The sequence below is a fragment of the Fertoeibacter niger genome, assembly GCF_009380135.2.
In the GTDB taxonomy this organism is placed as follows: Bacteria; Pseudomonadota; Alphaproteobacteria; order Rhodobacterales; family Rhodobacteraceae; genus Fertoeibacter; species Fertoeibacter niger.
This window is the reverse complement of record NZ_WHUT02000001.1, coordinates 371190-397102: the sequence shown is the minus strand read 5'-3', so window position 1 is coordinate 397102 and position 25913 is coordinate 371190. Positions and strand designations below refer to the sequence as shown.

At 64.3% G+C, this 25913-nt stretch carries 27 protein-coding genes and 1 tRNA gene; 18 read left to right on the top strand and 10 right to left on the bottom strand.

Translation table 11 applies throughout. The annotated features are described in order from the left end of the window. The first annotated feature begins 68 nt into the window (after positions 1-68). A complete protein-coding gene (locus tag GEU84_RS01950; RefSeq protein WP_152823806.1) occupies positions 69-1367 on the top strand; it encodes an HlyC/CorC family transporter in 1299 nt (432 codons plus the stop codon). A 75-nt stretch (positions 1368-1442) separates the two neighbouring features. Here GEU84_RS01950 and GEU84_RS01945 read toward each other — a convergent pair whose 3' ends face one another. Then, a complete protein-coding gene (locus tag GEU84_RS01945; RefSeq protein WP_152824086.1) occupies positions 1443-3020 on the bottom strand; it encodes a helicase HerA-like domain-containing protein in 1578 nt (525 codons plus the stop codon). Between the two features lie 438 nt (positions 3021-3458). Here GEU84_RS01945 and GEU84_RS01940 point away from each other — a divergent pair, with 438 nt between their 5' ends. Both GEU84_RS01940 and GEU84_RS01935 read left to right on the top strand, forming a co-directional pair. Next, positions 3459-4094, top strand: coding sequence for an invasion associated locus B family protein (locus GEU84_RS01940; protein ID WP_241427544.1), 636 nt, complete (start codon positions 3459-3461; stop codon positions 4092-4094). 57 nt (positions 4095-4151) lie between these two features. Then, the gene (locus GEU84_RS01935) at positions 4152-4532 is read left to right on the top strand and encodes a GFA family protein (RefSeq protein ID WP_152823804.1); all 381 of its coding nucleotides are present in this window, start codon (positions 4152-4154) and stop codon (positions 4530-4532) included. A gap of 19 nt (positions 4533-4551) precedes the next feature. On the opposite strand, the gene GEU84_RS01930 is transcribed toward GEU84_RS01935, so the two are convergent. The 4 genes from GEU84_RS01930 to GEU84_RS01915 are packed head-to-tail and all read right to left on the bottom strand — an operon-like array spanning position 4552 to position 8799. Next, complete coding sequence (locus GEU84_RS01930) at positions 4552-5763, bottom strand: beta-ketoacyl-[acyl-carrier-protein] synthase family protein (RefSeq protein ID WP_152823803.1); 1212 nt, start codon at positions 5761-5763, stop codon at positions 4552-4554. Then, positions 5760-6026: an acyl carrier protein gene (locus tag GEU84_RS01925; protein ID WP_152823802.1), complete on the bottom strand. Its 267-nt coding sequence runs from the start codon at positions 6024-6026 to the stop codon at positions 5760-5762. The genes GEU84_RS01930 and GEU84_RS01925 overlap by 4 nt, the downstream gene beginning before the upstream one ends. Positions 6027-6056: 30 nt before the next feature. Then, positions 6057-7145 carry a UDP-3-O-(3-hydroxymyristoyl)glucosamine N-acyltransferase gene (gene lpxD, locus GEU84_RS01920; RefSeq protein ID WP_152823801.1) on the bottom strand — a complete coding sequence of 363 codons (1089 nt, stop codon included), beginning with the start codon at positions 7143-7145 and terminating at the stop codon, positions 6057-6059. A gap of 46 nt (positions 7146-7191) precedes the next feature. Continuing rightward, the gene (locus GEU84_RS01915; RefSeq protein ID WP_152823800.1) at positions 7192-8799 is read right to left on the bottom strand and encodes a L,D-transpeptidase family protein; all 1608 of its coding nucleotides are present in this window, start codon (positions 8797-8799) and stop codon (positions 7192-7194) included. Between the two features lie 333 nt (positions 8800-9132). Here GEU84_RS01915 and mepK point away from each other — a divergent pair, with 333 nt between their 5' ends. Next, the gene (gene mepK / locus GEU84_RS01910) at positions 9133-9702 is read left to right on the top strand and encodes a peptidoglycan L,D-endopeptidase MepK (RefSeq protein WP_152823799.1); all 570 of its coding nucleotides are present in this window, start codon (positions 9133-9135) and stop codon (positions 9700-9702) included. A 239-nt stretch (positions 9703-9941) separates the two neighbouring features. Here mepK and GEU84_RS01905 read toward each other — a convergent pair whose 3' ends face one another. The 3 genes from GEU84_RS01905 to GEU84_RS01895 form a co-directional block, all read right to left on the bottom strand. Next, a complete protein-coding gene (locus tag GEU84_RS01905; RefSeq protein ID WP_152823798.1) occupies positions 9942-10886 on the bottom strand; it encodes a hypothetical protein in 945 nt (314 codons plus the stop codon). Positions 10887-11189: 303 nt separating this feature from the next. After that, positions 11190-11936 (bottom strand): RlmE family RNA methyltransferase, encoded by a 747-nt coding sequence (locus GEU84_RS01900; RefSeq protein WP_152823797.1) that lies wholly within the window; start codon positions 11934-11936, stop codon positions 11190-11192. Next, on the bottom strand, positions 11933-13066 hold the full coding sequence (locus GEU84_RS01895; protein WP_152823796.1) for a Ppx/GppA phosphatase family protein: 1134 nt from the start codon (positions 13064-13066) through the stop codon (positions 11933-11935). Before GEU84_RS01895 ends, GEU84_RS01900 begins: the two co-directional genes overlap by 4 nt. Positions 13067-13324: 258 nt before the next feature. On the opposite strand from GEU84_RS01895, the gene GEU84_RS01890 reads away from it, so the two are divergent. The 11 genes from GEU84_RS01890 to GEU84_RS01840 all read left to right on the top strand — a co-directional run bounded on the left by GEU84_RS01890 (position 13325) and on the right by GEU84_RS01840 (position 21915). After that, positions 13325-13618 (top strand): virulence factor, encoded by a 294-nt coding sequence (locus tag GEU84_RS01890; RefSeq protein WP_152823795.1) that lies wholly within the window; start codon positions 13325-13327, stop codon positions 13616-13618. 26 nt (positions 13619-13644) lie between these two features. After that, the gene (locus tag GEU84_RS01885; RefSeq protein ID WP_152823794.1) at positions 13645-14574 is read left to right on the top strand and encodes a methylenetetrahydrofolate reductase; all 930 of its coding nucleotides are present in this window, start codon (positions 13645-13647) and stop codon (positions 14572-14574) included. A gap of 3 nt (positions 14575-14577) precedes the next feature. Further along, positions 14578-15558, top strand: a complete 981-nt coding sequence (locus GEU84_RS01880; protein WP_152823793.1) for a methyltetrahydrofolate cobalamin methyltransferase — start codon at positions 14578-14580, stop codon at positions 15556-15558. Positions 15559-15612: 54 nt separating this feature from the next. Beyond that, positions 15613-15843 (top strand): N-(5'-phosphoribosyl)anthranilate isomerase, encoded by a 231-nt coding sequence (locus GEU84_RS01875; RefSeq protein WP_152823792.1) that lies wholly within the window; start codon positions 15613-15615, stop codon positions 15841-15843. 109 nt (positions 15844-15952) lie between these two features. Continuing rightward, on the top strand, positions 15953-17986 hold the full coding sequence (locus GEU84_RS01870) for an ASKHA domain-containing protein (RefSeq protein WP_152823791.1): 2034 nt from the start codon (positions 15953-15955) through the stop codon (positions 17984-17986). A 72-nt stretch (positions 17987-18058) separates the two neighbouring features. Continuing rightward, on the top strand, positions 18059-18598 hold the full coding sequence (locus GEU84_RS01865; protein WP_152823790.1) for a sigma-70 family RNA polymerase sigma factor: 540 nt from the start codon (positions 18059-18061) through the stop codon (positions 18596-18598). Next, positions 18595-19281 carry an anti-sigma factor gene (locus GEU84_RS01860; RefSeq protein ID WP_152823789.1) on the top strand — a complete coding sequence of 229 codons (687 nt, stop codon included), beginning with the start codon at positions 18595-18597 and terminating at the stop codon, positions 19279-19281. Before GEU84_RS01865 ends, GEU84_RS01860 begins: the two co-directional genes overlap by 4 nt. 193 nt (positions 19282-19474) lie before the next feature. Then, positions 19475-20035, top strand: coding sequence for a fasciclin domain-containing protein (locus tag GEU84_RS01855; RefSeq protein WP_152823788.1), 561 nt, complete (start codon positions 19475-19477; stop codon positions 20033-20035). 252 nt (positions 20036-20287) lie between these two features. Beyond that, positions 20288-20854, top strand: coding sequence for a fasciclin domain-containing protein (locus GEU84_RS01850; protein WP_152823787.1), 567 nt, complete (start codon positions 20288-20290; stop codon positions 20852-20854). A 526-nt stretch (positions 20855-21380) separates the two neighbouring features. Next, a tRNA-Gly gene (locus GEU84_RS01845) sits at positions 21381-21454 on the top strand. A gap of 110 nt (positions 21455-21564) precedes the next feature. Then, positions 21565-21915 (top strand): RidA family protein, encoded by a 351-nt coding sequence (locus GEU84_RS01840; protein ID WP_152823786.1) that lies wholly within the window; start codon positions 21565-21567, stop codon positions 21913-21915. Positions 21916-21993: 78 nt separating this feature from the next. On the opposite strand, the gene GEU84_RS01835 is transcribed toward GEU84_RS01840, so the two are convergent. Then, complete coding sequence (locus tag GEU84_RS01835; protein ID WP_152823785.1) at positions 21994-22959, bottom strand: DUF808 domain-containing protein; 966 nt, start codon at positions 22957-22959, stop codon at positions 21994-21996. A gap of 345 nt (positions 22960-23304) precedes the next feature. Here GEU84_RS01835 and GEU84_RS01830 point away from each other — a divergent pair, with 345 nt between their 5' ends. The 3 genes from GEU84_RS01830 to GEU84_RS01820 all read left to right on the top strand — a co-directional run bounded on the left by GEU84_RS01830 (position 23305) and on the right by GEU84_RS01820 (position 24880). Then, positions 23305-23448 (top strand): hypothetical protein, encoded by a 144-nt coding sequence (locus tag GEU84_RS01830; protein ID WP_174539261.1) that lies wholly within the window; start codon positions 23305-23307, stop codon positions 23446-23448. 98 nt (positions 23449-23546) lie between these two features. Beyond that, positions 23547-24548, top strand: a complete 1002-nt coding sequence (gene gap, locus GEU84_RS01825; protein ID WP_152823784.1) for a type I glyceraldehyde-3-phosphate dehydrogenase — start codon at positions 23547-23549, stop codon at positions 24546-24548. Positions 24549-24724: 176 nt separating this feature from the next. Further along, positions 24725-24880: a hypothetical protein gene (locus GEU84_RS01820; protein ID WP_174539260.1), complete on the top strand. Its 156-nt coding sequence runs from the start codon at positions 24725-24727 to the stop codon at positions 24878-24880. Between the two features lie 2 nt (positions 24881-24882). Here the strand turns inward: GEU84_RS01820 and GEU84_RS01815 are convergent, their stop codons facing one another. After that, the gene (locus tag GEU84_RS01815; protein WP_152823783.1) at positions 24883-25896 is read right to left on the bottom strand and encodes a sensor histidine kinase; all 1014 of its coding nucleotides are present in this window, start codon (positions 25894-25896) and stop codon (positions 24883-24885) included. Positions 25897-25913 lie beyond the last annotated feature (17 nt).

The window sequence follows — 25913 nt, the reverse complement described above, 5'->3', positions numbered from 1 at the left end:
CATGCTTGCGCCCTGCCCTCGCATGCCGCATACGGGACCAGATACATCCCCAACACCGGATTGCCCCCATGGACGCCTCGCCCTCGCCCTTCGACGCCGCATTCTGGCTGACCGCCGCTGCCATCCTGTGCCTGCTGGTCATGTCGGCCTTCTTTTCCGGGTCGGAAACCGCGCTGACCGCCGCGTCACGTGCAAAACTCAAGACGCAGGCCGACAAGGGCAGCAGCGGCGCCAAGGCCGCGATGAAAGTCACCGAAGACAACGAGCGGATGATCGGCGCGCTGCTTTTGGGCAACAACGTGGTCAACATCCTGTCGGCATCCCTTGCCACGGCGCTGCTGACCCGCGCCTTCGGCGACAGCGGCGTGGCGCTGGCCACACTGGGGATGACGGCGCTGGTGCTGATATTTGGCGAGGTGCTGCCGAAAACCTTTGCCATCACCAACCCCGAACTGGTCGCCGTGCGCGTGTCGCCGGTGATCCGCGTGCTGATCCTGGTGTTTTCGCCCATCGTCAGCGTTGTGCGGCAACTGGTGCGCGGCCTGCTGTATCTGTTCGGCGTGCGCACCGACCCTGACAGCCACATCCTTGCCCTGCGCGAAGAGATCATGGGCGCCATCGCTTTGGGCCATTCCGAAGGTGCGGTCGAAAAGGAGGACCGCGACCGCCTGCTGGGCGCGCTGGATCTGTCGCACCGCACGGTCGAGGAAATCATGCGCCACCGCAGCCAGATAGAAATGATCAACGCCGAACACAGCCCCGATGTCATCATCAGCCAGGCGCTGGCCTCGCCGCACACGCGCATTCCGCTGTTCCGGGGCGAACATGAGAATGTCGTGGGCGTGATCCACGCCAAGGATCTGCTGCGCGAGGTGAACCGCCTGATGCGCGAACCGGGCGGCACGGTGGAGGGGCTGGATATCTTGAAAGTGGCGATGAAGCCCTATTTCGTGCCCGAAACCACCCCGCTGGACGAACAGATGCGCCAGTTCCTGAAACGGCGCACGCATTTCGCGCTGGTGGTGGATGAATACGGCGCGCTGCGCGGGCTTATCACGCTGGAGGACATCATCGAGGAGATCGTGGGCGAGATTTCCGACGAATTCGATATCGCGCAGGACGTGACCCTGAAACGCGCCGAGAACGGCGATTATCTGGTGGAGGGCGCGATGACCATCCGCGACCTGAACCGCATGATGGACTGGCAATTGCCCGATGACGAGGCCAATACCGTTGCCGGTCTGGTGATCCACGAGGCGCAGATGATACCGTCGGAAGGCCAGGCCTTCAGCTTTCACGGCTTCCGGTTCGAGGTGGTCAGCCGCAAGGAAAACCGGCTGATGAAGCTGAAGCTGCGGGCGTTGTAGGCGGGGGTTTCACACCCCCGCACCCCCGTGGGATACTTTTGTCTGGAAAGAGAGCAAGACGCGCAGAGCGTCGGCTCAGCGCCTCTTGCCGAAAAGCGTGCCCAGCACGCCGCGCACCACCGCCTGACCCGACCGCGTGCCCAATTGCCGGGCGAAGGATTTGGCAAAGGCCTCGCCGACTGAATCGCTGCGGCTGCTGCGTTTGGGCGCGGGTTTCGGGGCCGGGGTGCGGCGGGTGGTGCCGCCGTCATAGCGCCGCCCGCTGTTGAACTCGCGGTCTTGCGGCGCGTCGGCCTGCGGTGCCCGTTCGCTTTCAGCGTCTTCGCGCGCCGCGTCCCGCGCGGCGGCTTCGGTGCGCCGTTGCAGCCGCTCGAACGCGCTGTCACGGTCCAGCGTGGTGTCATACTTGCCGTGGAAGGGCGAGGCGGCGATGATCTGGGCGCGCAAATCGGGCGCGATCACCCCCAGATGCGAGGACGGGGGCCGCACCAGAGTGCGTTCAACAACGCCCGGTATGCCCTTGTTTTCAAGGAAGGATGTCACCGCCTCGCCCGTGCCCACCTCACGGATCGCCAGTTCGGTGGAAAAGCGCGGGTTGTCGCGGTAGGTTTGGGCGGCCTTCGCCAGATCCTTTTGATCCTTGGCCGTGAACGCCCGCAGCGCGTGCTGCACCCGGTTGCCCAGTTGCGCCAGAATGTCGTCGGGCACATCGGCGGGCTGCTGGGTGATGAAGTATATCCCCACGCCCTTCGACCGGATCAGCCGCGCAACCTGTTCCACCTGCGCGACCAGCGCGCGTGGCGCGTCATCAAACAGCAGATGCGCCTCGTCGAAAAAGAACACGAAGCGGGGTTTGTCGGGGTCGCCCACCTCGGGCAGGGTTTCGAACAGTTCCGACAGCAGCCAGAGCAGGAACGTGGCGTAAAGCCGGGGCGACTGCATCAGCTTGTCCGCCGCCAGAATGTTGATGCGGCCCCGCCCGTCGGGCGCAAGGCTCATCATGTCCGCCAGTTCCAGTGCGGGCTCACCGAACAACTGCGCGGCGCCCTGATTTTCCAGCACCAGCAGCCTGCGTTGGATCGCCCCGACCGAGGCCTGCGCCACCAGCCCGTAACGCGCGGAGATCGCCGGGGCATTTTCGGCAATGAAGACCAGCATCGCTTGCAGGTCTTTCAGATCCAGCAGCGGCAGCTCCTCTTCATCCGCCAGCCGGAAGGCCACGTTCAGCACACCTTCCTGCGCCTCGGTCAGTTCCAGTAGGCGCGACAGCAAGAGCGGCCCCATCTCGGCCACTGTTGCCCGCACGGGGTGGCCCTGCTGGCCATAGAGATCCCAGAACGTCACCGGAAAGGCCGCATATTTCAGATCAAGCCCGATGGTCTGGCTGCGGGTCACAAAGGCCTGGTGCAGCTTGCCCTCGGGTGAGCCCGAGGCCGCCAGCCCCGCCAGATCGCCCTTCACATCCGACAGGAACACCGGAACGCCCGCAGCCGAAAACCCTTCGGCCAGGATTTGCAGCGTGACGGTCTTGCCCGTGCCGGTGGCCCCGGCGATCAGCCCGTGGCGGTTGCCGTATTTCAGCAGCAGGTGCTGCGGCTGGCCGTAACCCTCGCCACCGCCGCCCACAAACACCCTGTCCTGCCCCGCTGCCAGTTCATTCACGCCTGCACCCCCTGCCCTGATCCGGTGCCAAAATACAATGTTAATGCTTTTTCGCCAGAGTGGTTCTTGCCAAGGGGCGCTGTTCTTTCCCCGTGGTGGTGCTTCCTCCCTGTCAGACTGGCCGCGCCCTTGAAAAGGCGCGGTTTTTTTATTGGCCCACCGCTCAACAATGTGATGCGATTCGCTGTTGACGCCCGCGTGATAAGACCTTAGCGTCCCCTTTCATGAAGTCGGCCAGTCCGACAGGGAGCAAAAAACAGGTTGAAAAGGGTCGGTTTACCGGCCCTTTTCGCTTTGCCGCGCGGCCGGCCGCGCAGTCAGCGAGTTCTTGCCGGGCGGGGCCCGTGGCGGGCGCAATTCAGGCCTGACTTCCCGGCCTGCCCATGTTAAACGGCCCCAAAATCATTCAAGGACGATGCAGGAATGCTGATGACCGACGTGACCAAACTTTTTGCCGTAACCCTGTTGATCGGCCTGGGCGCCACCGCTTCCGCGCAGGAAACGACCGCTCCCGCAACCGAGGCCCCCGCGACCGAACCCCCCGCCGAAGGTGCCGCGCCGGTCAACCCGATCGACGACCTGTCGATGGGGCAAGAGGCCGACGACGGCCCCGGCTCCACCTATATCGCGGCGGAGCATGGCGACTGGCAGCAGCGCTGCATCCGCACCGAAGACGGGTCAGACCCTTGCCAGCTTTACCAGCTGCTGACAGACGCGCAGGGCAATGCCGTGGCCGAGATCAGCATGTTCGGCCTGCCTGCCGGTGGCCAGGCCGTGGCCGGTGCCACGATCATCGCGCCGCTGGAAACGCTGCTGACCGCCAATCTGGCGCTGCAGGTGGATTCGGCGACCGCGAAGGTTTACCCCTTTACCTGGTGCAGCCAGTTGGGCTGCGTGGCGCGCGTGGGCTTTACCCAGGCCGAGGTGGACGGTTTCAAGCGCGGCAACAAGGCCACGATCACCATCGTGCCCATGGTCGCCCCGGATGAGAAAGTGCTGCTGGACGTGTCGCTGATCGGCTTTACCGCCGGGTTTGACGCGGTGAACGCCACCACCGGGAACTGAGGCAGGCCAAAGCCTTGCCGGGCGGCCCCGGCAAGGCGAAATGGCAGGGGGTGGATGATGCACCACGGGTCTTGTCTGTGCGGCGCGGTGCGGTTTGACGTGGCAGGCGATCTGCCACCCCCCGACGCCTGCCATTGCACGAAATGCCGCAAGCATTCGGGGCATTTCTTTGCCTCGACCGAGGTGAAGAAAAACCGTCTGACGCTGCATGGCGGCGAACACCTGCGCTGGTTCGCGTCATCCGAGAAGGTGCGGCGCGGGTTTTGCGGGGTCTGCGGATCGTCGCTGTTCTTTGACCCGCCGCACCGCGACTGGATCGGCGTGGCGATGGGCGCGTTCGACGGCCCCACGCAAACGCATTTGCACATCCACATCTTTGTTGCCGACAAGGGCGATTATTATGCCATTGCCGACGGATTGCCGCAAAACGCGCAGTAGTGCCGCCGGGCTGAAAGCATCAGGCTGCCTTGCGCAGCGCCAGCACCGCGTTCAGCCCGCCAAAGGCAAAGGCATTTGACAACACCACATCCACCTTTGCGTCGCGCGCCACATTCGGCACCACATCCAGCGCGCATTCGGGGTCGGGTTCCTCATAGCCGATGGTGGGGGCGATCACCCCGTCGCGCAGCGCCATGATGCAGGCCAGAAGCTCCACCGCGCCGGTGCCGCCGATCAGATGGCCGTGCATGCTTTTGGTCGAGGATATCATCAGCCGGTCGGCGTGATGGCCGAACACATCGGCCACGGCGGCGCATTCGGTCTTGTCATTGGCCGCCGTGCCGGTGCCATGGGCATTGATGTAACCCACATCCTCGGCGTTCAGCCGCCCGTCACGCAGGGCCCCAGCGATGGCCCGCGCCGCCCCCTGTTTCGACGGCATCACGATGTCGGACGCATCCGAGGTCATGGCGAAACCCACCACCTCGGCCAGCATCACGGCACCGCGGGCTTTGGCATGTTCATATTCCTCGAACACGAACACCGCCGCACCCTCGCCCTGCACCATGCCGTTGCGGTTCAGGCTGAACGGGCGGCAGGCGTCTTTCGACATCACGCGCAACCCCTCCCACGCCTTGATCCCGCCAAAGCACAGCATCGATTCCGATCCGCCGGTCAGCATCGCCCGCGTCATGCCCGACCGCACCATATGGAACGCCTGTCCCATCGCATGGTTGGAACTGGCGCAGGCCGTGGCCACGGTGAATGACGGGCCTTTCAGGTTGAACTCCATCGACAGATGGCTTGCCGCCGCGTTGTTCATCAGTTTCGGCACCACAAAGGGATGCACGCGGTTCTTGCCCTCTTCGTAGACCGCGCGGTAGTTGTCATCCCAGGTGTTCACGCCGCCGCCCGCCGTGCCCAGCACCACGCCGGAATCGTATCCCAGCATGCCGTCGAAATTCAGGCCTGACTGCGCCACGGCCTCACGCGCCGCAAGCAGGGTGAACTGGGTGAATTTGTCATAAAGAACAATCTGCTGGCGGTTGAAATGCGCCTCGGGATCCCAGTCATGCACCTGACCGCCGATCTGGATCGAGAGGCGTTCCTTGTCGCGGATCACCAGATCGGTGATGCCGCAGCGCCCCTCGCGGAACGCCGCCAGCGTGCCCGGCACATCATGCGCCAAAGCGTTGATCGTGCCCGCCCCGGTAATGACGACGCGCTTCATGCCGCGCGCGCTGCCACCAGCCCCTCGACCGCCGCAACGATGGCCGCGACCGAGGATATGTCGAAGTTGCTTTCGCCCGGTTCATTGGCGTTGAACGGCACCGTGATGTCGAACGCCTCTTCAATCGCAAAGATCGATTCCACCAGCCCCAGGCTGTCGATGCCCAGATCATCCAGCGTGGAGGTCAGTTTCACATCGGCCACGTCCAGCACCGCCTGTTCGGCAATGATCGCAATGACCCGATCCTTCACGCTGTCTGCCATGGCCGTCTCCTGCTGCTGTCTGGCGCAGATTTAGTCACTCTCGCCGGTCTTTGAAACAGCTTTCTGCAATGCGGCCACCGTTGCCGCCAGACGCGGCAGGCGGCGCAGCGCCTTTTGCATTTCGACATGCGTTTCCATCCTGACCGCCGGATAACCCAGCAGCACCCGGCCTGCGGGCGCGTTGGTCATGATCTTGGTGGCCCCGCCCGCGATCACGTCATCGCCGACAAAGATGTTGTCACTGACGCCGACCTGCCCGCCCAGCACCACCCGGTCGCCGATCCGGGCCGAGCCTGCGATGCCGACCTGCCCGCACAACAGGCAATCCCGCCCCACCTGCACATTGTGCCCCACATGCACCAGGTTATCGAGCTTTGTGCCATGGCCGATCACCGTATCGCGGATCGTGCCCCGGTCAATACAGGCATTCGCGCCGATTTCGACATCATCCCCGATGGTTACGGAACCAAGCGAATGTATCCGCGTCCAGCTTTGTGCGGCGATATGGTCGCGCTGGCCCAGGGTTTCGCGGATCTGTTCCACCCCCGACTTCTCCGGCGTGACAAAGGAAAACCCATCGGCCCCGATCACAGCGCCGGGTTGCACGATGATGCGATCACCCAGCACCACCCGCGCGCCGATCCGCGCGCCTTGCAGGATCAGCGCATCATCCCCGATCACCGCACCTTCGGCCACCGACACATGGCTGGCAATGCGCGCACGCGCGCCGATTCGCACGCCTGCGCCAATGCTGACAAACGGCCCGATGGCCGCGCCTTCCCCGATCACCGCCGATGGGTCAACCAGCGCCATGGCATGCACGCCCGGCGCAATCTGCGGCCCGGCGTCCAGCATCCGAGTCAGCCCGGCCATCGCCAGCCGCCCGCGCGGTGCAAAGATCGCAGCCTGCAAACCCAGCGCCTGCCAGTCGGCCCCCGGCCACAAGAGCGCCGCCCGCGCATGGCCCGTGGCAAAGCCGTCTGCATATTTCAGGTCCATCGCCAGCGCCAGATCATCCGGCCCCGCCATGGCGGGTTCGGCGGCGCGCGTGACCTGCAGGTCAAGATCACCCTCGGCCACAGCGCCAAGGGCATCGGCAATCGCGCGGATCGTGGGCATGGGCAGGCTCCGGTTCAGGCGGCGGAACGGCCCGCCGCCGCCAGATTTAGCCCTGAACCGGGGCCGATGCCACCCCGGCCTGTTCCAGCGCCTCATAGATGCGCTGATCGCGGCCATAGACATCGCGGCGATAGTTCATCTGCCCCTTGGCCGAGGAATAGGCGGTGAAATACACCAGATGCACCGGCACCGGCTGTTCCAGATTGACAACAGTTTCGCGGCCGGTCTTCAGATGGCCCTGAAACAGCCCCTCGGGGTCGTCGGTCTGCTTGGCCAGCAGCGCATAGGCGAAATCGAAGGGGTCGGCCAGTCGGATGCAGCCGTGGCTGAAGGCCCGCACCTCACGGTCGAACAGGGATTTTGACGGCGTGTCATGCAGATAGATGTTCCACTGGTTCGGGAACATGAACTTCACCAGCCCCAGCGCATTGCCGTCCGACGGCGGCTGGCGCATGGAAAACGGGAATGTCCGCGCCGAATAGGCGTTGAAATTCACCGCCCCGCGCGGCACCACACGGCCCCGGCTGTCGATCAGTTGCAGATGGCCCGCAGCGCCCGGATTTCGCTGCATCAGCGGCAGATATTCCTTTGTGGTGATCGAGCGCGGCACGTTCCACGACGGGTTGATCACCATGTAATCCATCACGTCGGAAAACTCGGGGCTGCGCTGGTCGGGCACATCCTTGCCGATCACCGAACGGGTGGCGAAGGTGGTCTTGCCATCATCCACGATTTTGGCGCTGAAATCCGTAAGGTTCACCCAGATATGCCGCTGGCCACGCGGGATGTTCATCCAGCGCTCACGCTCCAGAGCGACCAGTATAGAACGCAGCCGCACGTCGGGGCCCACGTTGATTTCCTCGATCGTGCTGATGCCAGCCACGCCGTCAGCCTCCAGCCCATGATGGCGCTGAAATTCCTGCACGGCATTTTCCATTGCGGCATCATAGCTGCCGGTCGCGGTGCGCCGCAGATAGCCCATGGCCATCAGCCGGTCGCGCAGCGCCACAACCGCCGCCCCGCTGGCCCCGGGCGCCAGTTTCTCGGCGGGCACCGATGGCCCCCAGCCGCCGGTGGCGATCAGCCGTTCCAGCGTGATCTTTTCCTTTACCAGCCGGGCATATTCCGGGTCTTTCGGTGGCAGGTTCTTCAGGAAAGCGGTGGGCGAGCCGCTTTCAAACGCCGCCAGATTGGCCAGCGGGTCGCGCAGCGGCACCTCGCGCACGATGCCCGCATCGACCTTGGCCGGCACCAGAATGCCGGTCTGGATATCGCGCGCGTAATCAAGAAAAGCGCGGGTCATCGCCACTTCCAGCCGGCCCCGGTCGCCTTCGGTCACGGCCGCCTGCAACGCCGCCATCAGTTCCGCCGGGTCATAGCGCCGCACCGGCAGGCCATGATCGCCCGCCGTCAGCAGCGCCGACAGCAGCGCATTGCGCCGTTCGGCATCGGCTGCCCCGGTCCAGAGCGTGCGGTAATCGCGGGCGCGGTAGAACGCCGAAATGGTATCATCCTGCCCCGCGGCCGCCGCCAGTGCCTGTGTGAAGGGCGATATCTGCGCCTGCGCATGATCGGGCGAGCCGAAAGATAAAATGATCGACAGAAAGAGCGGCGCTGCCGAAAGCCGAAGCGGGCGGTAGAATGCTGGCGTCATACTGTCCTCTGGCCGGATATTCTGGCCACCAATCATGTTGAGGCCTGATTTTCTTCAAACTTCCGCGATTTGCCCTGCCCTGTCCATTCACATAAACGCCAGCATGCGCCGGTTTGTCACCTTTTTACCACGCTATGTGACCGCGCGGATGGTTGCGCAAATTTTCGTCACGTTCAGCAATTTTTTGCCGATTGGCCTTGATATGGCCACAGACGGGGATTCAGCGCTTGGGTTGCACCCCCCGCTATGGCATAGATTTGAGGCACTTGGGGATAAGGGCAGCAAGCCGCCGGTTACAGGCGGGCGAATACCAGCGACGGGACATCGCATAGAATGACACAGACGACAGTTTCGGGGTTGACGCGGCGTGGCCTGTTGGGCGCGTTTGCGGCCACCGCCTTGATAGCCGCTCCTACCTATTCGAATGCGTTCGGGTTGCTGAAAGGCGCAGGCGACATTCGCCGCGTGCGGATGTATTCGGGCCGGACCGGGGAAAGCATCGACACGATCTACTGGATCGAGGGCGATTACATTCCCGAGGCCATCAAGGAAATCAACCACTTCATGCGCGACTGGCGCTCGGGTGAAACCACAAAGATCGACCCGCGCACGGTGGATATCATGGCGGCCTCGCACCGTCTGATGGACGTGTCGGAACCCTACATGATGCTGTCAGGTTACCGCAGCCCCGGCACCAATGCCATGCTGCGGTCGAAGTCGGGCGGTGTGGCCAAGCATTCGCTGCATATGGTGGGCCAGGCTGCCGACCTGCGGCTGAAATCGCGCTCGGTCGGCCAGATGGCCAAGGCGGCCGAGGCCTGTGCTTCGGGTGGCGTGGGGCGCTATTCGCGGTCGAATTTCGTGCATATGGATTGCGGCCCGGTGCGCAGCTGGGGCGGCTGATTCAAGCCTGAAAGACTGGAATGCGGCCACTCGGCTCGGTGCACGGAGTGAATTTCCGGCAAACCATTCGTTCATATTGAACCAGAGTTGATCGCAGCGACGAGGTGGCACAACCTGAGTCGGCAGCGGTTTGCCGTCGCTGGCTGGCCTCACCGCCAGCGGCTTGGCAATTGTGCGGCACCGACAGGCCAATGGCGGCCAGGGACGGCGCAAGGGTTTTGCGCCGCCCGGCCTTTGGATCACTGGATGCCGTTGCTGCACCGGAAATAGGCGTCAAGCGCCGCCCCGCTGCCGTAAAGGCCCCGTTCCAGGATGATGTTCGGGCCCTGGAACGACACTTGCGACGCATTCTGGAACGCATCGTCAATCAGGCCCGGGCCGTCCATGCGCCCTTCGGTAAGGCGGCCCCAAATCTCTCCGTCGCTGCCTTCGATGATCTCGACCATGTGCTGCGTCGGCGCAGAGCCGGGGCCAAAACCGATCATGACAGGCACACGGGCACCGATGCCCCCCATCTGGCCGTTGTCCTTGAAGTCGATATAGGAATTGTCGCGATCAATCTCGAATCGCAACGTCGGCTGCACAGTGTCGCGCGCTTCGCAGGCCCGCACCTGACTGCCCTGAAGATGCTCGCTGATGACCCAGTCGCCAACAACGGCGAAGGTCCGCAGCGTCCGTTCTGACGGATCTGCAAAGCTGGGCGCGGCTATCACAGCGGTGGCACCCTGCCGGGCCACGCATTCCTCGACCTTCAGGATGGCCGCCGTGCTGCCCGCCAGCGAAAAGTCGAAGTCCGCACGCCCCGGCCCCAGCACCGCCACGCTGCCCTTTTGCAATCCGTCAAGCTCGGCCAGGCCCAGCCAGGCAATGGTCCAGCCGCCGGAAGCGGTGCCAGAGCTGTAATCCCCGCCGCGCAGATAGCCCTGCCCCGACCCCGCGCCGTCGATCTGCAACGTGCCCTGCCAGTCGGGGCTGGAGGTGATCGGAACCGCAAGCTGCCATTGCATGCCATCCCAGCCCAGCCGGTAAGCGGCCCCGTCCCGCACCCCTTCGGCAAAGCAATAGGCAAAGCCGACCGGGCCCCGCGCGCTGAACACATGCCAGTTGCGTGCCGACGCATAGAAGGTTTCTGCCGGCGGAAAGGCAACAATGTCGTAGCCGCCATATCCGTTAGTTTGGGCCAAGGCAGGCAAGGCCGTTGCAAAAAGGCCAAGAGACAACAGGTAGCGCAAGCTCAAAACACATTCTCCCAAGCTGGATGGATGAGTTGGCCGAAGATTTTCGCGGAAATGAATATTTCTTTGTTAACGCTGCGTCAATTGCAAGCCATCCGGCACGAAGCAAGATGGTGTGGCCGGTCAACCGAAAAGGTCAAAGCGCCGCGGCCCCTCTTGCCGGGTGGCCCGGCGGGCCGGGTCCGCAAATCAGGACGGTCAGACGGGATGCCAACTCCCGCATGCTTGCGTGCCGAACGTCAACCGCGCGGCCTAATCAACCTCCGCCGCCAGGTCGCCCGCGGCCAGATCACGGCCCCGGAACCCCATCGCCACCACGAATTTCTCCGAACTGTCGGCGCGGCTGGCAGGGGGTTTCACATTCGCCACTTTGGTGAAATGCTTTTTCAGCCGGGTCTGCATGCCGATCTCGGCCCCGCCCGCCAGCACCTTGGCCACGAAAGTGCCGCCCGGTTCCAGCACGTCAAAGGCAAAATCCAGCGCAGCATCCACCAGCGCGATGATACGCAGGTGGTCGGTGCCCTTGTGCCCCGATGCCGCCGCCGCCATGTCGCTCATCACCACATCGGCCCCGCCGCCCAGCCAGCCCTTGACCTGCGCATCGGCATCCTCGGCCAGAAAATCCAGCACGTGAATCTCGGCCCCGGCGATCGGCTCCACCTCTTGCAGGTCCACACCCAGAACGGTGCCCTGCGGCTTGTTCTTGCGGTCTCCCAGCGCGTTCACCCGCGCCACGGCCACCTGGCACCAGCCACCCGGCGCGCAGCCAAGGTCAACCACCCGCGCCCCGGCCTTCAGGAACCCGTATTTGTCGTCAAGCTCCAGTATCTTGTAGGCCGCCCGGCCCCGGTAGCCCTCTTTCTTGGCATTCACCACATAGGGGTCGTTCAGCTGCCGTTCCAGCCAGCGGGTCGAACTGAGCTTGCGCCCCTTGGCCGTTTTCACCCGCACGCGCAATTCGCGCTGGCCCCGGCCGGAGTTGGGTTTGTCTGTCGTCATGTGTAAGGCCCGTCTTCCAGAACGCCATCCGCGCTCATCTGTGCATATAACAGCCCCTCGCGCAGGCCACGGTCGGCCACGGACAGGCGATCCGTGGGCCATATCCGCATCAGCGCCTGAAGGATAGCCGCGCCGGACATGATCAGGCTGTGCCGGTCGCGCCCGATGCGCGGGTCGGTGCGCCGCCCCTCGGGGCCCAGCGACAGATAATCGCGGATCACCGTGTCGATCTGGTCGGATGACATGTGCAGCCCGTCCACCTTGGTGCGGTCATAGCGGCGCAGCCCCAGGAAAGACGCGGCCACCGTGGTCACCGTGCCGGATGTGCCGATGATCTGAAACCCCTCGCGCGGGTTGTCGGCGTTGTAGGGGCTGAAACTGGCCAGATTCTCCTCGAAGAACCACGACATCAGCGCGAAACGCGCGGCGTCATCCTCCACATCTATGAACTGGTCCTTCAGCGTGGCCACCCCCAGCGGCACCGAGATCCAATCCACCACCCGCGCATTGCCATCGCCCTGCGGCGCGAAACCGGCATGCAGCCGCATGATGGATTTTGGCCGATCCTCGGGCACCACGCGCGACAGGTCAATCCAGACCAGTTCGGTTGACCCGCCGCCGATATCCACCACCAGCAACTGCTCGGTGCTGGTGTTGACCAGCGGCGCGCAGGAAATCACCGCCAGCCGGGCCTCTTCCTCGGGTGCGATGATTTCGATGTTCAGCCCGGTTTCGCGCCGCACCTGCCGGATGAAATCGCGGGCGTTGCGCGCGCGGCGGCAAGCCTCGGTCGCCACCAGACGCATGCGGCGGACATTGTGCTTTTCGATCTTTTTCTGGCAGATGCGCAACGCCTGCACCGTGCGCCCCATCGAGGCACGCGACAGCCGGCCCGAAGCCTCCAGCCCCACGCCAAGCTGGACAGTCTTGGAAAAACTGTCCACGACCTGAAACTGACTGCCCCGCGGTTGGGCAATCAGCATCCGGCACGAGTTTGTTCCCAGATCAAGCGCAGCGTAAAGCTGCCCCTGACCCGGCAGAGGGGTGGCGAACTGTTCGACCGGGCCGTCAGCACCATCGCCAATGACCTGCGGGAGCGCGTCCCCACCCCTGGGACGCTCGGGCGTCATCTGTCGCCCTCCATTCATGGTTGCATTCATGCTAGACCCGCGCGCCCCCCTTCGCAAGCGGCGATGCCGCTGCACATGTCACACGTCGTTCATCATCTGCATGAGGATTTTTCAGCTTTGCCCGTCTCGCGGCGGCGCGGTTTCCCGGCTATGCAGGGCCCGCGTCGCCGCAGGGTCGCTCTGCACGTCCACCATGTCGAAAACCGGCATCGGATGGCGGTGGTTGCCCCGTAAACACAGGCGAGGAAGAGGAATCAGATGCCCGAAGTTACCATCATCTATTGGCGCGACATCCCGGCTCAGGTTCTGGTGGGCAAGGGGCGCAGCGCATCCAAAGTGCAATTGCCCGAACGGTTCGAGCAGGCGATCGACCGCTGCGCGATGAAGGTGGGCGCCAAGGATGACAGCGCCTATCTGGCCGAATGGCGGCGTGTGGGCCATACGGCCGAGGGCGAGCCCGCTGCCCTCGCCGCTTCCGAAGCCGCGCGCCTTGAGGCGGAATATGACACCGCCCGCATCAAGACGCTGATTGCCAACGACGGCTGGGCGTAAGGCCCCCGCGACACCCGGAGACGACCATGGCGCTGTTCAACTTCCGCCGCGAGGCCCCCGCAACCCCCGGCGTGAACCCCGAGGTCGAAGCCTTGCTGCGCGGCTATTCCATCGAGGTGATGCCCCGCACCGCCGAAAAGGTGGATGATTTCCGCCCCCTGCTGCCGCGCGGCACGCGGGTGTATATCGCCCACATCGAGGGCACGCTGATCGAGGATATGGTGGCCACCGCGCGGCGCCTGCATGCCGAAGGCTATGTGGTGATGCCGCATTTCCCCGCCCGCATCATCAAAAGCCGCGAGCAACTGGCCGACTGGATCGCGCGTTATCAGGGCGAGGCAGATGTGCGTCAGGCCCTGCTGCTAGGTGGCGGGGTGTCTACTCCCGCTGGCGAATTCGACAGTTCCATGCAGATGATCGAAACCGGGCTGTTCGACGGGTTCGACCGGCTGCATGTGGCGGGCCACCCCGAGGGCAACAAGGATATCGACGCCGACGGATCAGACCGCATGGTGATGCAGGCGCTGACATGGAAACAGGCGTTTTCCGAACGGACAGATGCGCAGATGGCCATCGCCACCCAGTTCTGTTTCGAGGCCGACCCGGTGATCGCCTGGGCCGACCGTCTGGCCGCCGAGGGCATTGCGCTGCCGATCCATATCGGTGTGGCAGGCCCGGCAAAGCTGCAAACCCTGATCAAATTCGCCATCGCCTGCGGTGTGGGGCCGTCGCTGCGCGTGTTGCAAAAGCGCGCGATGGATGTGACCAAGCTGCTGCTGCCCTATGAGCCGACCGAGTTCCTGGGCGCACTGGCCGCACACAAGGCCCGCCACCCCGGTTTCGGCATCGAGGCCGTGCATTTCTTTCCCCTGGGCGGTATCAAGACCAACGCCACCTGGGCCATCGACCATGGCGGCGCCTCTGGCCAGCCCGCGCACAGTTCAGAAAAAGGTTGAAGCATGACCCGCACCGTCATTGAATCCAAAACGAAAACCGTCATCATCGGCTTTGACGAACCCTTCTGCGTGATCGGCGAGCGCATCAACCCCACCGGACGCAAGAAACTCGCGGCAGAGCTGGAGGCCGGGGATTTCAGCACGGTAGAGCGTGACGCGCTGGAACAGGCCGCCTGCGGTGCCATGGTGCTGGACGTGAATTCGGGCGCGGTGTTCACCAACAAGATGGCTGACGATCCGCGCTATGCCGACAACAACTTTGTCGAGCCCCCCCTGATGCGCGAATTGATCCTGCGGATTCAGGCGATTACCGACACGCCCTTGTGCATCGACAGCTCGGTTCCCGGCGCGCTGGAACAGGGGCTGATCGCCTGTGAGGGCCGCCCGCTCCTGAATTCGGTCACGGGCGAGGAAGAGCGGATGGAACTGGTTCTGCCGCTGGTCAAGAAATACAATGTGCCTGTGGTGGCGATTTCGAACGACGACACCGGCATTTCCGAAGACCCGGATGTGCGCTTTGCCGTGGCGAAAAAGATCGTCGAACGCGCGGCGGATTTCGGCATTCCGGCGCATGACATTGTCGTTGACCCGCTGGTGATGCCGGTTGGGGCGATGGGCTCGGCAGGCCAGCAGGTGTTTGCGCTGGTGCGCCGCCTGCGCGACGAGCTGGGGGTCAACACAACCTGCGGTGCGTCCAACATCAGCTTTGGCCTGCCCAACCGGCATGGCATCAACGCGGCCTTCCTTCCGATGGCGATTGGCGCGGGGATGACAAGCGCGATCATGAACCCGGTGCGGTCGGTCGAGATGGAGGCGATCCGCGCGGCCAACTTCCTGATGAACCATGATGCCAATGGCGGGGAATGGATCCGACTGGCGAAGATTCTCGAGGCGGTGAAAGAGGGCGCGACATTCGCCGAGGCCAGTGCCGCCGCCAATGCCGCTGCATCCGGGCGGCGCGGCGGGCGGCGCAGCCGGGGGTGACGGCCTCCGGGGGCGATAACCTGTCGTTAACTATGGGCTGGCAAGCTGTGGACCATGAGCCTTGTCATCCGCACCACCACCCCCGACGCCTGGATTGCCGAGATTTTCTCGGCGAAATCCGCGCTGTCAGGGCGGGTGATCCGGCGCAACCGCGCCTGGGTGGACCGAGAGGTGGGCCGGGCACGGTTCGTGGCCGAAGTGCGCCAGCGCGGGTTTCATTTGTTGGAAACGGCGGATCAGTTGATTGTCGTTTGCCACAGCGGCCCGATCCACATGCATTTCTGACCCTGCGGCTTACGATTTTTCTGCGAAAAATCAGAATTTTCGCAGAAAATTCGTTGCCGTTCGGCGTCTTTCGCGCCACTTGCCACAGATCGACAGGAACGAGGCATTCATGACCGACGACGCGCTGGTGATCTTCACCCCCTCCGGCAAGCGGGGCCGTTTCGCGCTGGGAACCCCGGTGCTGACCGCCGCACGCCAGTTGGGCGTCGATCTCGATTCGGTCTGCGGCGGGCGCGGCATCTGTTCCAAATGCCAGGTGCAGCCCGGCATCGGTGAGTTTCCGAAACACGGCGTCACCGTCGCCGCCAATGCACTGTCGGGCTGGAACGCGGTTGAGGAACGCTACAAATCCATCCGCGGTCTGGCCGAGGGGCGGCGTCTGGGCTGCCAGGCCCGCGTGATGGGTGATGTGGTCATCGACGTGCCGCCCGAATCCCAGGTGCATAAACAGGTGATCCGCAAATCCGCGTCCGAGCGGGTGATGGTGATGGATCCCGCCACCCGCGCCGTCTATGTCGCCGTGGCCGAACCCGACATGCACGAGCCCACCGGCGATTTCGAACGGCTGGCACAGGCGCTGGCCGACCAGTGGCAGGCTGATGACGTGACCGCCAACCTGGGCATCCTGCGCCGCCTGCAACCCGCCTTGCGCAAGGGTGAATGGAACGTGACCGTCGCCCTGCACAAGGGGCACAATGACACGCATCCCCGCATCCTCGACATCTGGCCGGGCTATCACGAGGGGCCGATCCTGGGGCTGGCGATCGACCTGGGCTCCACCACCATCGCGGCGCATCTGTGCGACCTGCGCGATGGCAGGGTGCTGGCGTCATCGGGCGTGATGAACCCGCAGATCCGCTTTGGCGAGGATCTGATGAGCCGCGTCTCTTACGCGATGATGAACCCCGGCGGCGATGTGGAAATGACGCGGGCAGTGCGCGACAGCCTGAACACGCTGATAGGTGCGATTGCGACCGAGGCGGCGGTGGACCCTGCGGCGATCTACGAGGTGGTGTTCGTCTGCAACCCGGTGATGCACCACCTGCTCTTGGGCATCGACCCGGTGGAACTGGGGCAGGCCCCGTTCGCACTGGCGACCTCGGGCAGCCTGTCGCTGGACGCCCGCGATCTGGACCTGACGGCGATCAACCGCGCCGCGCGGGTCTATGTGCTGCCCTGCATCGCGGGCCATGTGGGCGCCGATGCGGCGGCAGTTGCGCTGGCGGAAGAGCCGAACACATCAAAGGACATGGTGCTGATCGTCGATGTGGGCACCAATGCCGAGATCCTCTTGGGCAATGAAAGCCGGGTGCTGGCCTGTTCGAGCCCCACCGGCCCCGCGTTCGAGGGCGCGCAGATCTCCAGCGGCCAGCGCGCCGCCCCGGGTGCGATCGAGCGGGTGGAGATTGACCCCGTGACGAAGGAACCGCGCTTTCGCGTCATCGGGTCTGACCTCTGGTCGGATGATCCGGGCTTTGCCGAGGCGACGGCCCGCAGCGGCATCACCGGCATCTGCGGGTCTGGCATCATCGAGGCGGTGGCCGAAATGCGCATGGCGGGCCTCGTCGATGCCAAGGGGCTGATCGGCTCGGCCGAACAGACCGGCACCCTGCGCAACATGCCCGAGGGGCGCACCCATTCCTACCTGCTGCATGATGGCACGGCCCAGGGTGGCCCGGTGATCATGGTCACGCAGGGCGACATCCGTGCCATCCAGCTGGCGAAATCGGCGCTTTATGCCGGCGCGCGGCTGCTGATGGACGAGATGGGCATTGATAATGTGGACCGTGTGGTGCTGGCCGGGGCCTTTGGCGCGCATATCAGCCCGAAACACGCCATGGTGCTGGGCATGATCCCCGATGCGCCGCTGTCGGCGGTCACGTCGGCTGGCAATGCGGCGGGAACCGGGGCGCGCATCGCGCTGTGCAACGTGGCCGCGCGGGCACGGATCGAGGCGGTGGTTCACCGGATTCACAAGGTGGAAACCGCCATCGAGCCCCGGTTTCAAGAGCATTTCGTGAATGCCAACGCCATTCCCCATGCCACCGATCCCTTCCCGCAGCTGGCGGCAATCGTGACCCTGCCCGATGTCAGCTACAATACCGGAGGCGGCGGGGGAACCGGGAGGCGGCGGCGGAGTTGAGGGTTGCGCGGGGTTGCCATGCGACCACGTGTTGCTATGTTTGACCTGGGACAAAGAGGGGCCTCCTGACGCATGACCGACGATACGCTGGCCAGTTTGCTGGCGCGCGTGGCCACACAGGACCGCGCCGCTTTTCGTGAACTCTATTCCGCTTCCTCTGCGAAACTTTTCGGCACGTTGCTGCGTATTCTGGGTAATCGGGCCGAAGCCGAGGATGCGCTGCAAGAAGTTTTCACGCGCGTCTGGCTTCGGGCCGCCCGCTTCGATGCTGAACGGGGCCGCGCGATGACATGGCTGATCGCCATCGCCCGCAACCACGCCATCGACCGTATCCGGGCTCGGCCGCAGCAGACTGCGGGCGAGGACGAGACCGATTTGCTTGCCGACACCCGCCCCGGGGTCGAGGCTGGCCTGATCGCGCGCGGCGAGGCGCAGCGCGTGATCGAATGCATGAACACGCTGGAGCCTGACCGGGCCGAGGCGGTGCGGGGTGCCTATCTGGGCGGGCTGTCTTATCAGGCGCTGGCCGAAAAATTCGATGTGCCGCTCAACACGATGCGGACCTGGCTGCGCCGCAGCCTGATGAAACTGAAGGACTGTCTCGAGGCATGAGCGACCAGGGCGATCATAGGCATGACGACGACGAGGCCGAAGGTCTGGCGGCGGAATATGTGCTGGGCACATTGCCGCTGGCGGAACGGATCGCTGCCGAGAATCTGGCAAAGACCCAGCCGGGCTTTGCCGCCCGCATAGCGGCATGGGAGCAGCATTTCGCCCCGCTCAACGCCGACTATGTGCCTGTGCCCGCGCCCAACCTGCTGCCACAGATCGAGGCGCGGCTGTTCGGTCGTGCCGATCCTGACCGCCGTCCGGGCCTGTTCGGCCGCCTGCGCAGCGCATTCGCCGGGGCTGCCGTTGCGGCGGCTCTGGTTGTGGGGGCGCTGTATCTGCTGCCCGCGCCCGAACCGGCGGCCCCTGCCCTGACCGCCACACTGGCCGCCGAGGCGCAGCCGCTGACCTTCGCGGCTGTCTATGATCCATCCAGCGACGCTCTGACCCTGACGCAGACCGCTGGCCCCGCCGCCGAGACCGGCCGGGTGTATGAGCTGTGGCTGATCGCCGGTGAAGCGGCGCCGGTGTCGCTGGGCGTGATCGACGCGCAAAGCATCACCCGCCCGCTGGCCGATCTGGCCCCGGGCGCGGTGCTGGCCGTCAGTCTGGAGCCCACCGGCGGATCGACCACCGGCGCACCCACCGGGCCGGTTCTGGTGACGGGCGTGGTGGCCTCGCTCTAGCGTATCAGTGGTTGCGCGTTCTGAAGGGCGCCGCATCTTGCGGCGTCCTTAGCGCGTGGGCGGGCCGCATCCACCCCCGAGTGTTGACAAAAAGGTGAACAGGCGCAAGGCGTTGGAACGGAACCTTAACGCTGCCCCGCAGTTATCCTGACATGAGGCCGCAGATCGGCCGTCATCGTTTGAGGAGAACGAAATGAGCTTTAATTTCCGCACTTTCGCCGCCAGCACCGCTGTTGTTCTGGCCGCAGGCGCAGCCTTTGCCCAGACCAACCCGATGGTCGGCGGCGCTGAAATGTTCGCCGACAAGAACATCGTCGAAAACGCGGTGAATTCGGCCGATCACACCACGCTGGTCGCCGCCGTGCAGGCTGCCGGTCTGGCCGAAACGCTGATGGGCGCTGGCCCGTTCACGGTGTTTGCGCCGACGAACGACGCCTTTGCCGCGCTTCCCGCCGGCACCGTGGATACGCTGCTGCTGCCCGAGAACAAGGAACAGCTGACCAAGATCCTGCTGTGCCATGTGGTCGCGGATTCGGTGATGTCGGATGCGATTTCCACCAGCCAGGCAGCCGATGACGTGCCCGTGGTGGTGGATTCGGTGGGCGGTTGCCCGCTGACGCTGAAGAAAGACGCAGCAGGCGCGGTGATCGTCAGTGCGGCGGCCACGGCCCCGGCGAATGTGACCATCGCCGATGTGCAGCAGTCGAACGGCGTGATCCATGTGATCGACGCGGTGCTGCTGCCCGCCAACTGATCTGACACCGGTCGGGGCGCTTTGCTCTGCCACCGCGGCCCGCCCCTTACTGGGCGGGCCGTTTGGCTGACGGTGACTTGCGTTTCGCCATGGCGGAAAACGCGGGGCAGACCGGCGCAAAACAATTTTCGGATTTCACCATATTTTCGGCAAACTTTATTCGCGGCGCTGAAACTCTGCCGCCCAAGCTTCCGTTACTGCAACGTCGGATGGGAACAGCCCCTCCGCTTTGCCTTACCGGGAGAGACTGCCATGACCCTCACCAAACTTGCAACTTCGGTTGCCGCGCTTGCCCTGCTTGCTGGTGCCGCTTTCGCAGATGGCCATGCGATGGCGAACCCGCAGGTTGGCGGCGCTGACATGTTCGCCGACAAGAACATCATCGAAAACGCGGTGAACTCGCCGATCCACACCACGCTGGTCGCCGCCGTTCAGGCCGCCGGTCTGGTGGAAACCCTGTCGGGCGCTGGCCCGTTCACCGTTTTCGCCCCCACGGACGAGGCCTTTGCCAAGCTTCCCGCAGGCACGGTGGAATCGCTGATCCTGCCGGAAAACAAGGACATGCTGACCCAGATCCTGACCTGCCACGTCGTTGCGGCCAATGCGACTGCCGAAGCGATCACGGCCATGGTCGATGCTGATGGCGGCATGCACAAGGTCACGACCGTGGGCGGCTGCGAATTCACCGTGAAGGCGGCGGATGGCAAGGTCACGATCGAGGATGGTCAGGGCAACGTCGCCAATGTCACCGTGGCCGATGTGATGCAGTCGAACGGGGTGATCCATGTGATCGACACCGTGCTGCTGCCCGCAAGCTGAGACCGGCGGGCGGGCCGGGGGAAATCCGGCCCGCCACCGTTGCGGCGCGGGGCGACAAGCCCCCTTAAGCCCCGCGCCGTTTAGTGGGTAAATGTTTCCACGCGCTTTGGCGGCCGGACCGGAACGGAACCGGCCATCAAGCCGATCAAACAGACATTCCTCGCCGCTGGCAAAGCGACACTCGCACCCGAACCAAAGTTTGCTGCCATGACCCGCGCCTTCGTCTTTGGTGTTGGTTCAACGGGTTGGCTGTCTGTTGCCCGCACCGCATCAACCATGCGCCTTGGCGCTGAAGCGGTGCGGAACTGCTGTTGAACGGGGCGCGGTCCGGTGCGTCACACCCGGCTCGAGTCTCGCACAACCGGCCTTGTCCGGCCATATGTCCCCCGGCCGGGCAAGGCTTGGGGGGTCGCCCTGTCCCGGCGGCCCCCCTTTGGTTTTCCGCCTTCACGCCACCCCGCCCGCGTCGCCCCCGCGCCAAACCGGCTTGACGATGGCAGCGGTCTGGCTTAGGTCAGGCAGCGTCGCGGGTGTAGCTCAATGGCAGAGCAGCAGCTTCCCAAGCTGAATACGAGGGTTCGATTCCCTTCACCCGCTCCATCCCATTCATGCTTGGCCCCTTCATGCGTGCCCCCCTCATGCGTGCGCAGCCCTTTCCTTGGGCACCGCAACACGTTAGGCAGCGGCATCGCAGCCAAAAGGGATATCCCATGTCAGACATCACCCGTATCGGCACCGGCCCGCGCATGAGCGAGGCGGTCATTCACAACGGCACCGTTTATCTGGCCGGTCAGGTCGGCAAACCCGGCGGCTCGGTAGCCGAACAGACGCGCGACTGTCTGGCCGAGGTGGACCGCATTCTGACCGCCGCCAACAGCGACAAGACGCGCATCCTGTCGGCACAGATCTGGCTGGCGGATATTTCCACCTTCGCCGAGATGAATGCCGTATGGGATACCTGGGTCGTGCCCGGCCACACCCCGGCCCGCGCCACCGGCGAATCGAAACTGGCCGCGCCGGATTACCTGGTCGAAGTCATTGTGGTCGCCGCTGCCGGCTGATCCGGCTGGCGCATCCTGCCCAATGGCCGCTCATCAAGCCTGACGGCTTGATGAGGTGCTCTGCACCGTCAATGCCGCTCAATGCGCGGCGGCACTCTTGCCGGTGATCCGGCCCCACAGCGGCGCGATCAGCTTTGTTGCCACCGGGATCAACAGCAGCCCCAGCGCCAGCCCGAACAACCCGTCTGCCGCCGCCGTCACAATCCATTCCACCGCGCCCGCCGCCTGCGGCAGCAGCGCCGCCGCCGCCACGGCAAGATCGTGGATCGCGTGGTAAAGCCCGCCATAGCCCAGCTGTTCCAGCCCGTGAATCACGATCTGGCCGCCCACCCACAGCATTGCCGCCGTGCCCACCGCCGACAACAGCGCCATGAAGCCCGGCATCGCCTGCACCAGACCCCGGCCAAAGGCGCGCAAGGCACCCACCCGGCTGGTATTGGCCAGATGCAGCCCCACATCATCAGCCTTCACGATCAGCGCCACGCCGCCATAGACGAACAACGTGATGCCCGCCCCCACGACGGCCAGGGTGATCGCCTCGGTCACGATTCCGCTTTCGGGGATGGCGGCCAGCGCGATGGTCATGATTTCCGCAGACAGGATGAAATCGGTCTTGATGGCACCCGCCACCTTTTCCTCTTCCAGATGCAACGGGTCGCCTGCCACCTCGGCGGGCGCGTGATCGTCATGCGGCACCAGCATGTGCCACAGCTTTTCCGCGCCCTCGAAGCACAGATAGGCCCCGCCGACCATCAGCAGCGGCGTTATCGCGGAAGGCAGCAGATTGGCCAGCAGCAGCGCCGCGGGCAGCAGGATCACCAGCTTGTTCTTCAATGATCCCTTGGCGATGCGCCAGATGATCGGCAGCTCGCGCGCGGGTGCAAAGCCCACCACATAGCGCGGCGTCACGGCGGCATCGTCAATCACCACGCCCGCCGCCTTGGCCCCCGCCTTGGCCGCCTGCCCGATCACATCATCGACCGAGGCTGCCGCAACCTTGGCAATCGCCGCCACATCATCCAGCAGTGCCAACAATCCGCTCATTCCGTGCCCTCGTCCCGGCTGCGGCGCAGGCCGCATTTCGCGGCAAGGCTAGCCGATGCGGGCCCAGCCGCAAACCCCCGCCATGCTGCTGCGCAGCAGTTTGCGCTAACACCATGAAAACATATCACTTTATGCTTTTCTGCAGCCCAGAAGCGCGCTATCGCGGAACAAATGCGGCGCAAGGCGCAAAGGATGTGTGAATGACGGGCCAACCGGCAGGACCAAACGACATGCCAGTGTCACAGCGCCAAGCGGCCTTGCGCGCGCGCGGCGCTGGTCTATCGTCGGCGCCAGATGGGAAGCGGCCAGCCCGCCCCGGACGACGCACAGACAGAATGGGGCCGCATGACAGACCGTATCGCCTTCATCCTCGCGGCGCTGATCGCCTTGGCCGTCGTGCTGGATCTGGCGCTGCTGGACACCGGGGCCACGCTGTTCCTGATGCGCAAGCTGGCGGAACTGGTCGAATATCTGGCTTTCTGGCGGTGAACCGGGCAGTCTTGGGTTGAAATTTTTGGCATACCGGGGATGTTGGCGCTAACATCGCGCCGGATTCGCCGATCCGCAGGCAGACAAGGAGTTTTGCAATGACCGTCAAAGTGGCAATCAACGGTTTCGGCCGTATCGGGCGCAACGTGCTGCGCGGCATCATCGAATCGGGCCGCACCGATATCGAGGTGGTGGCGATCAACGATCTGGGCCCGGTGGAAACCAACGCCCATCTGCTGCGCTTTGATTCGGTGCATGGCCGTTTCCCCGCGACCGTGACCACCACCGCCGACACGATCGACGTGGGCCGTGGCCCGATCAAGGTGACGGCGATCCGCAACCCGGCTGAATTGCCCTGGGGCGACATCGACATCGTGATGGAATGCACCGGCATCTTCACCTCGAAGGAAAAGGTGCAGCCGCATCTTTCCACCGGTGCGAAACGCGTGCTGATCTCGGCCCCCGGCGACAATGCCGACAAGACCATCGTTTTTGGCGTGAACCATGACACGCTGACCTCCGCCGACATCGTGGTGTCGAACGCCTCCTGCACCACCAACTGCCTGTCGCCGGTTGCGCAGGTGCTGCATGCCGCCGTGGGCATCACCAAGGGTTTCATGACAACGATCCACAGCTATACCGGCGACCAGCCCACACTGGACACGATGCACAAGGATCTGTATCGCGCCCGCGCTGCCGCGCTCAGCATGATCCCCACCTCCACCGGGGCGGCCAAGGCCGTGGGTCTGGTGCTGCCCGACCTGAAGGGCAAGCTGGACGGTGTGGCGATCCGCGTGCCCACGCCGAACGTGTCGGTGGTTGATCTGGTGTTCGAGGCCAGCCGTCCCACCACGGTGGCCGAAATCAATGACGCGATCCGCGCGGCGGCTGACGGGCGCCTGAAGGGCATCTTGGGCTATACCGACCAGCCGAATGTCAGCATCGACTTCAACCACGATCCGCATTCGTCGATCTTCCACATGGACCAGACCAAGGTGCTGGATGGCAACATGGTGCGCATCCTGTCCTGGTATGACAATGAATGGGGCTTTTCCAACCGCATGGCTGATACCGCCGTGGCAATGGGCAAGCTGATCTGACATGCCAATTACCGAATGTTATCAAAAGGGCATCCCATGGATGCCCTTTTTTCATGCGATCAAGCCATGCATTTCACGCAATGCTGCACAGCAGCATCGGGCATTGTTAGCGCCACCAGAAGGCGCATATTGGCGACAGGGAGGCTGAACGACCACGCTTTCCGAAAGGAACCAAAATGAACACTCTGCTTGACACCCTGCTGAACGCCGCCCGCAACCGGGTTCGCTATATCCGCACGCGGAACGAGCTTGACCGCCTGCCGCTGGATGCGCGGCTGGATCTGGATATTCACGATACGCGCGCCGTGGCGAAACGCGCGATCTGGGGCTGATCTCAGCCCGCCGCCCCCGCCACGGGGAAGACGAGCACCGAAACTGCCCCGCCGCCGGGGCGGTTTTCCAGCGTAAGGCTGGCGTCCAGTTGCTGTGCGAATTGCCGCGCGATGCTGATGCCCAGGCTGCTGGTGGTCGCCAGATCAAACCCCGGCGGCAGACCGGCGCCGGTATCGCTGATCTCCAGCCGCGCCGTTTCGCCTTCGCGCCCGAATGTGACCGACAGCGTGCCGGGCGCGTGTTCGCCAAAGCCATGCTCCAGCGCGTTCGACACAAGCTCAGTCGCAATCAGGCCCAAAGGTATCGCCTGATCCGACACGACCAGCACCGGCTTGACCGCGATCTGCAAGGCGATACGCTCGGTCGAGCCCGTGGCCTCGACCATGCTTTGCGCCATCTCGGCCAGAAACCGTCCAAAATCAATCTGTTGCGCCGCCGGATCATGCAGCATGCGCTGCATCTTCGACACCAGATTTATCCGCCCCACGGCCTGCTCCAGCGCATGCCGCGCCGTCTCGTCCGCGATGCTGCGGCGTTGCAGTTTCAACAGCCCCGCCACCGTGGCCAGATTGTTCGACACCCGGTGCTGCAATTCGTGGAACATCAGCTTGCGCTGTTCCGCCAGATCCGCCGACACCCGGCGTTCCGCGCTCAGGTCGCGCAGGGCGATATGCATCAGATGGATCAGGGCAATGTCGGTGGCCGCAATCACGCCATAGAACCCCAGCGCCAGCACCGTATCGCCCGTCAGGCCAAAGCTGTAGAACGGCGGGATGAAGAAATACCACGCCGCCAGCCCCGATGCCGAGGCCACGGCGATGCCCGGCCAAAGCCCGGCAAAGAATGTGGTCAGGATCACCGCCGGAAAGAAGGTCAGATAGGGAAAGCCCGGCGGCAGATCACCGTCCAGCGCAAAGCGCAGCCCGAAGGCACTCGCAAAACCGGCGACAGCAACTGTCCAGCGTGCGGGGGCCACCCGCGCATCAAGTGCCCATGAACTCAGGCGGTATAGCAATTCGATCCCCGTCCGGG

Coding starts and splice junctions, on each gene's coding strand:
- GEU84_RS01950 (WP_152823806.1), top strand. CDS start 69: ATGGACGCCTCGCCCTCGCCCTTCGACGCCGCATTCTGGCTGACCGCC.
- GEU84_RS01940 (WP_241427544.1), top strand. CDS start 3,459: ATGACCGACGTGACCAAACTTTTTGCCGTAACCCTGTTGATCGGCCTG.
- GEU84_RS01935 (WP_152823804.1), top strand. CDS start 4,152: ATGCACCACGGGTCTTGTCTGTGCGGCGCGGTGCGGTTTGACGTGGCA.
- GEU84_RS01930 (WP_152823803.1), bottom strand. CDS start 5,763: ATGAAGCGCGTCGTCATTACCGGGGCGGGCACGATCAACGCTTTGGCG.
- GEU84_RS01925 (WP_152823802.1), bottom strand. CDS start 6,026: ATGGCAGACAGCGTGAAGGATCGGGTCATTGCGATCATTGCCGAACAG.
- lpxD (WP_152823801.1), bottom strand. CDS start 7,145: ATGCCCACGATCCGCGCGATTGCCGATGCCCTTGGCGCTGTGGCCGAG.
- GEU84_RS01915 (WP_152823800.1), bottom strand. CDS start 8,799: ATGACGCCAGCATTCTACCGCCCGCTTCGGCTTTCGGCAGCGCCGCTC.
- mepK (WP_152823799.1), top strand. CDS start 9,133: ATGACACAGACGACAGTTTCGGGGTTGACGCGGCGTGGCCTGTTGGGC.
- GEU84_RS01900 (WP_152823797.1), bottom strand. CDS start 11,936: ATGACGACAGACAAACCCAACTCCGGCCGGGGCCAGCGCGAATTGCGC.
- GEU84_RS01895 (WP_152823796.1), bottom strand. CDS start 13,066: ATGACGCCCGAGCGTCCCAGGGGTGGGGACGCGCTCCCGCAGGTCATT.
- GEU84_RS01890 (WP_152823795.1), top strand. CDS start 13,325: ATGCCCGAAGTTACCATCATCTATTGGCGCGACATCCCGGCTCAGGTT.
- GEU84_RS01885 (WP_152823794.1), top strand. CDS start 13,645: ATGGCGCTGTTCAACTTCCGCCGCGAGGCCCCCGCAACCCCCGGCGTG.
- GEU84_RS01880 (WP_152823793.1), top strand. CDS start 14,578: ATGACCCGCACCGTCATTGAATCCAAAACGAAAACCGTCATCATCGGC.
- GEU84_RS01875 (WP_152823792.1), top strand. CDS start 15,613: ATGAGCCTTGTCATCCGCACCACCACCCCCGACGCCTGGATTGCCGAG.
- GEU84_RS01870 (WP_152823791.1), top strand. CDS start 15,953: ATGACCGACGACGCGCTGGTGATCTTCACCCCCTCCGGCAAGCGGGGC.
- GEU84_RS01865 (WP_152823790.1), top strand. CDS start 18,059: ATGACCGACGATACGCTGGCCAGTTTGCTGGCGCGCGTGGCCACACAG.
- GEU84_RS01860 (WP_152823789.1), top strand. CDS start 18,595: ATGAGCGACCAGGGCGATCATAGGCATGACGACGACGAGGCCGAAGGT.
- GEU84_RS01855 (WP_152823788.1), top strand. CDS start 19,475: ATGAGCTTTAATTTCCGCACTTTCGCCGCCAGCACCGCTGTTGTTCTG.
- GEU84_RS01850 (WP_152823787.1), top strand. CDS start 20,288: ATGACCCTCACCAAACTTGCAACTTCGGTTGCCGCGCTTGCCCTGCTT.
- GEU84_RS01840 (WP_152823786.1), top strand. CDS start 21,565: ATGTCAGACATCACCCGTATCGGCACCGGCCCGCGCATGAGCGAGGCG.
- GEU84_RS01835 (WP_152823785.1), bottom strand. CDS start 22,959: ATGAGCGGATTGTTGGCACTGCTGGATGATGTGGCGGCGATTGCCAAG.
- GEU84_RS01830 (WP_174539261.1), top strand. CDS start 23,305: ATGACAGACCGTATCGCCTTCATCCTCGCGGCGCTGATCGCCTTGGCC.
- gap (WP_152823784.1), top strand. CDS start 23,547: ATGACCGTCAAAGTGGCAATCAACGGTTTCGGCCGTATCGGGCGCAAC.
- GEU84_RS01820 (WP_174539260.1), top strand. CDS start 24,725: ATGAACACTCTGCTTGACACCCTGCTGAACGCCGCCCGCAACCGGGTT.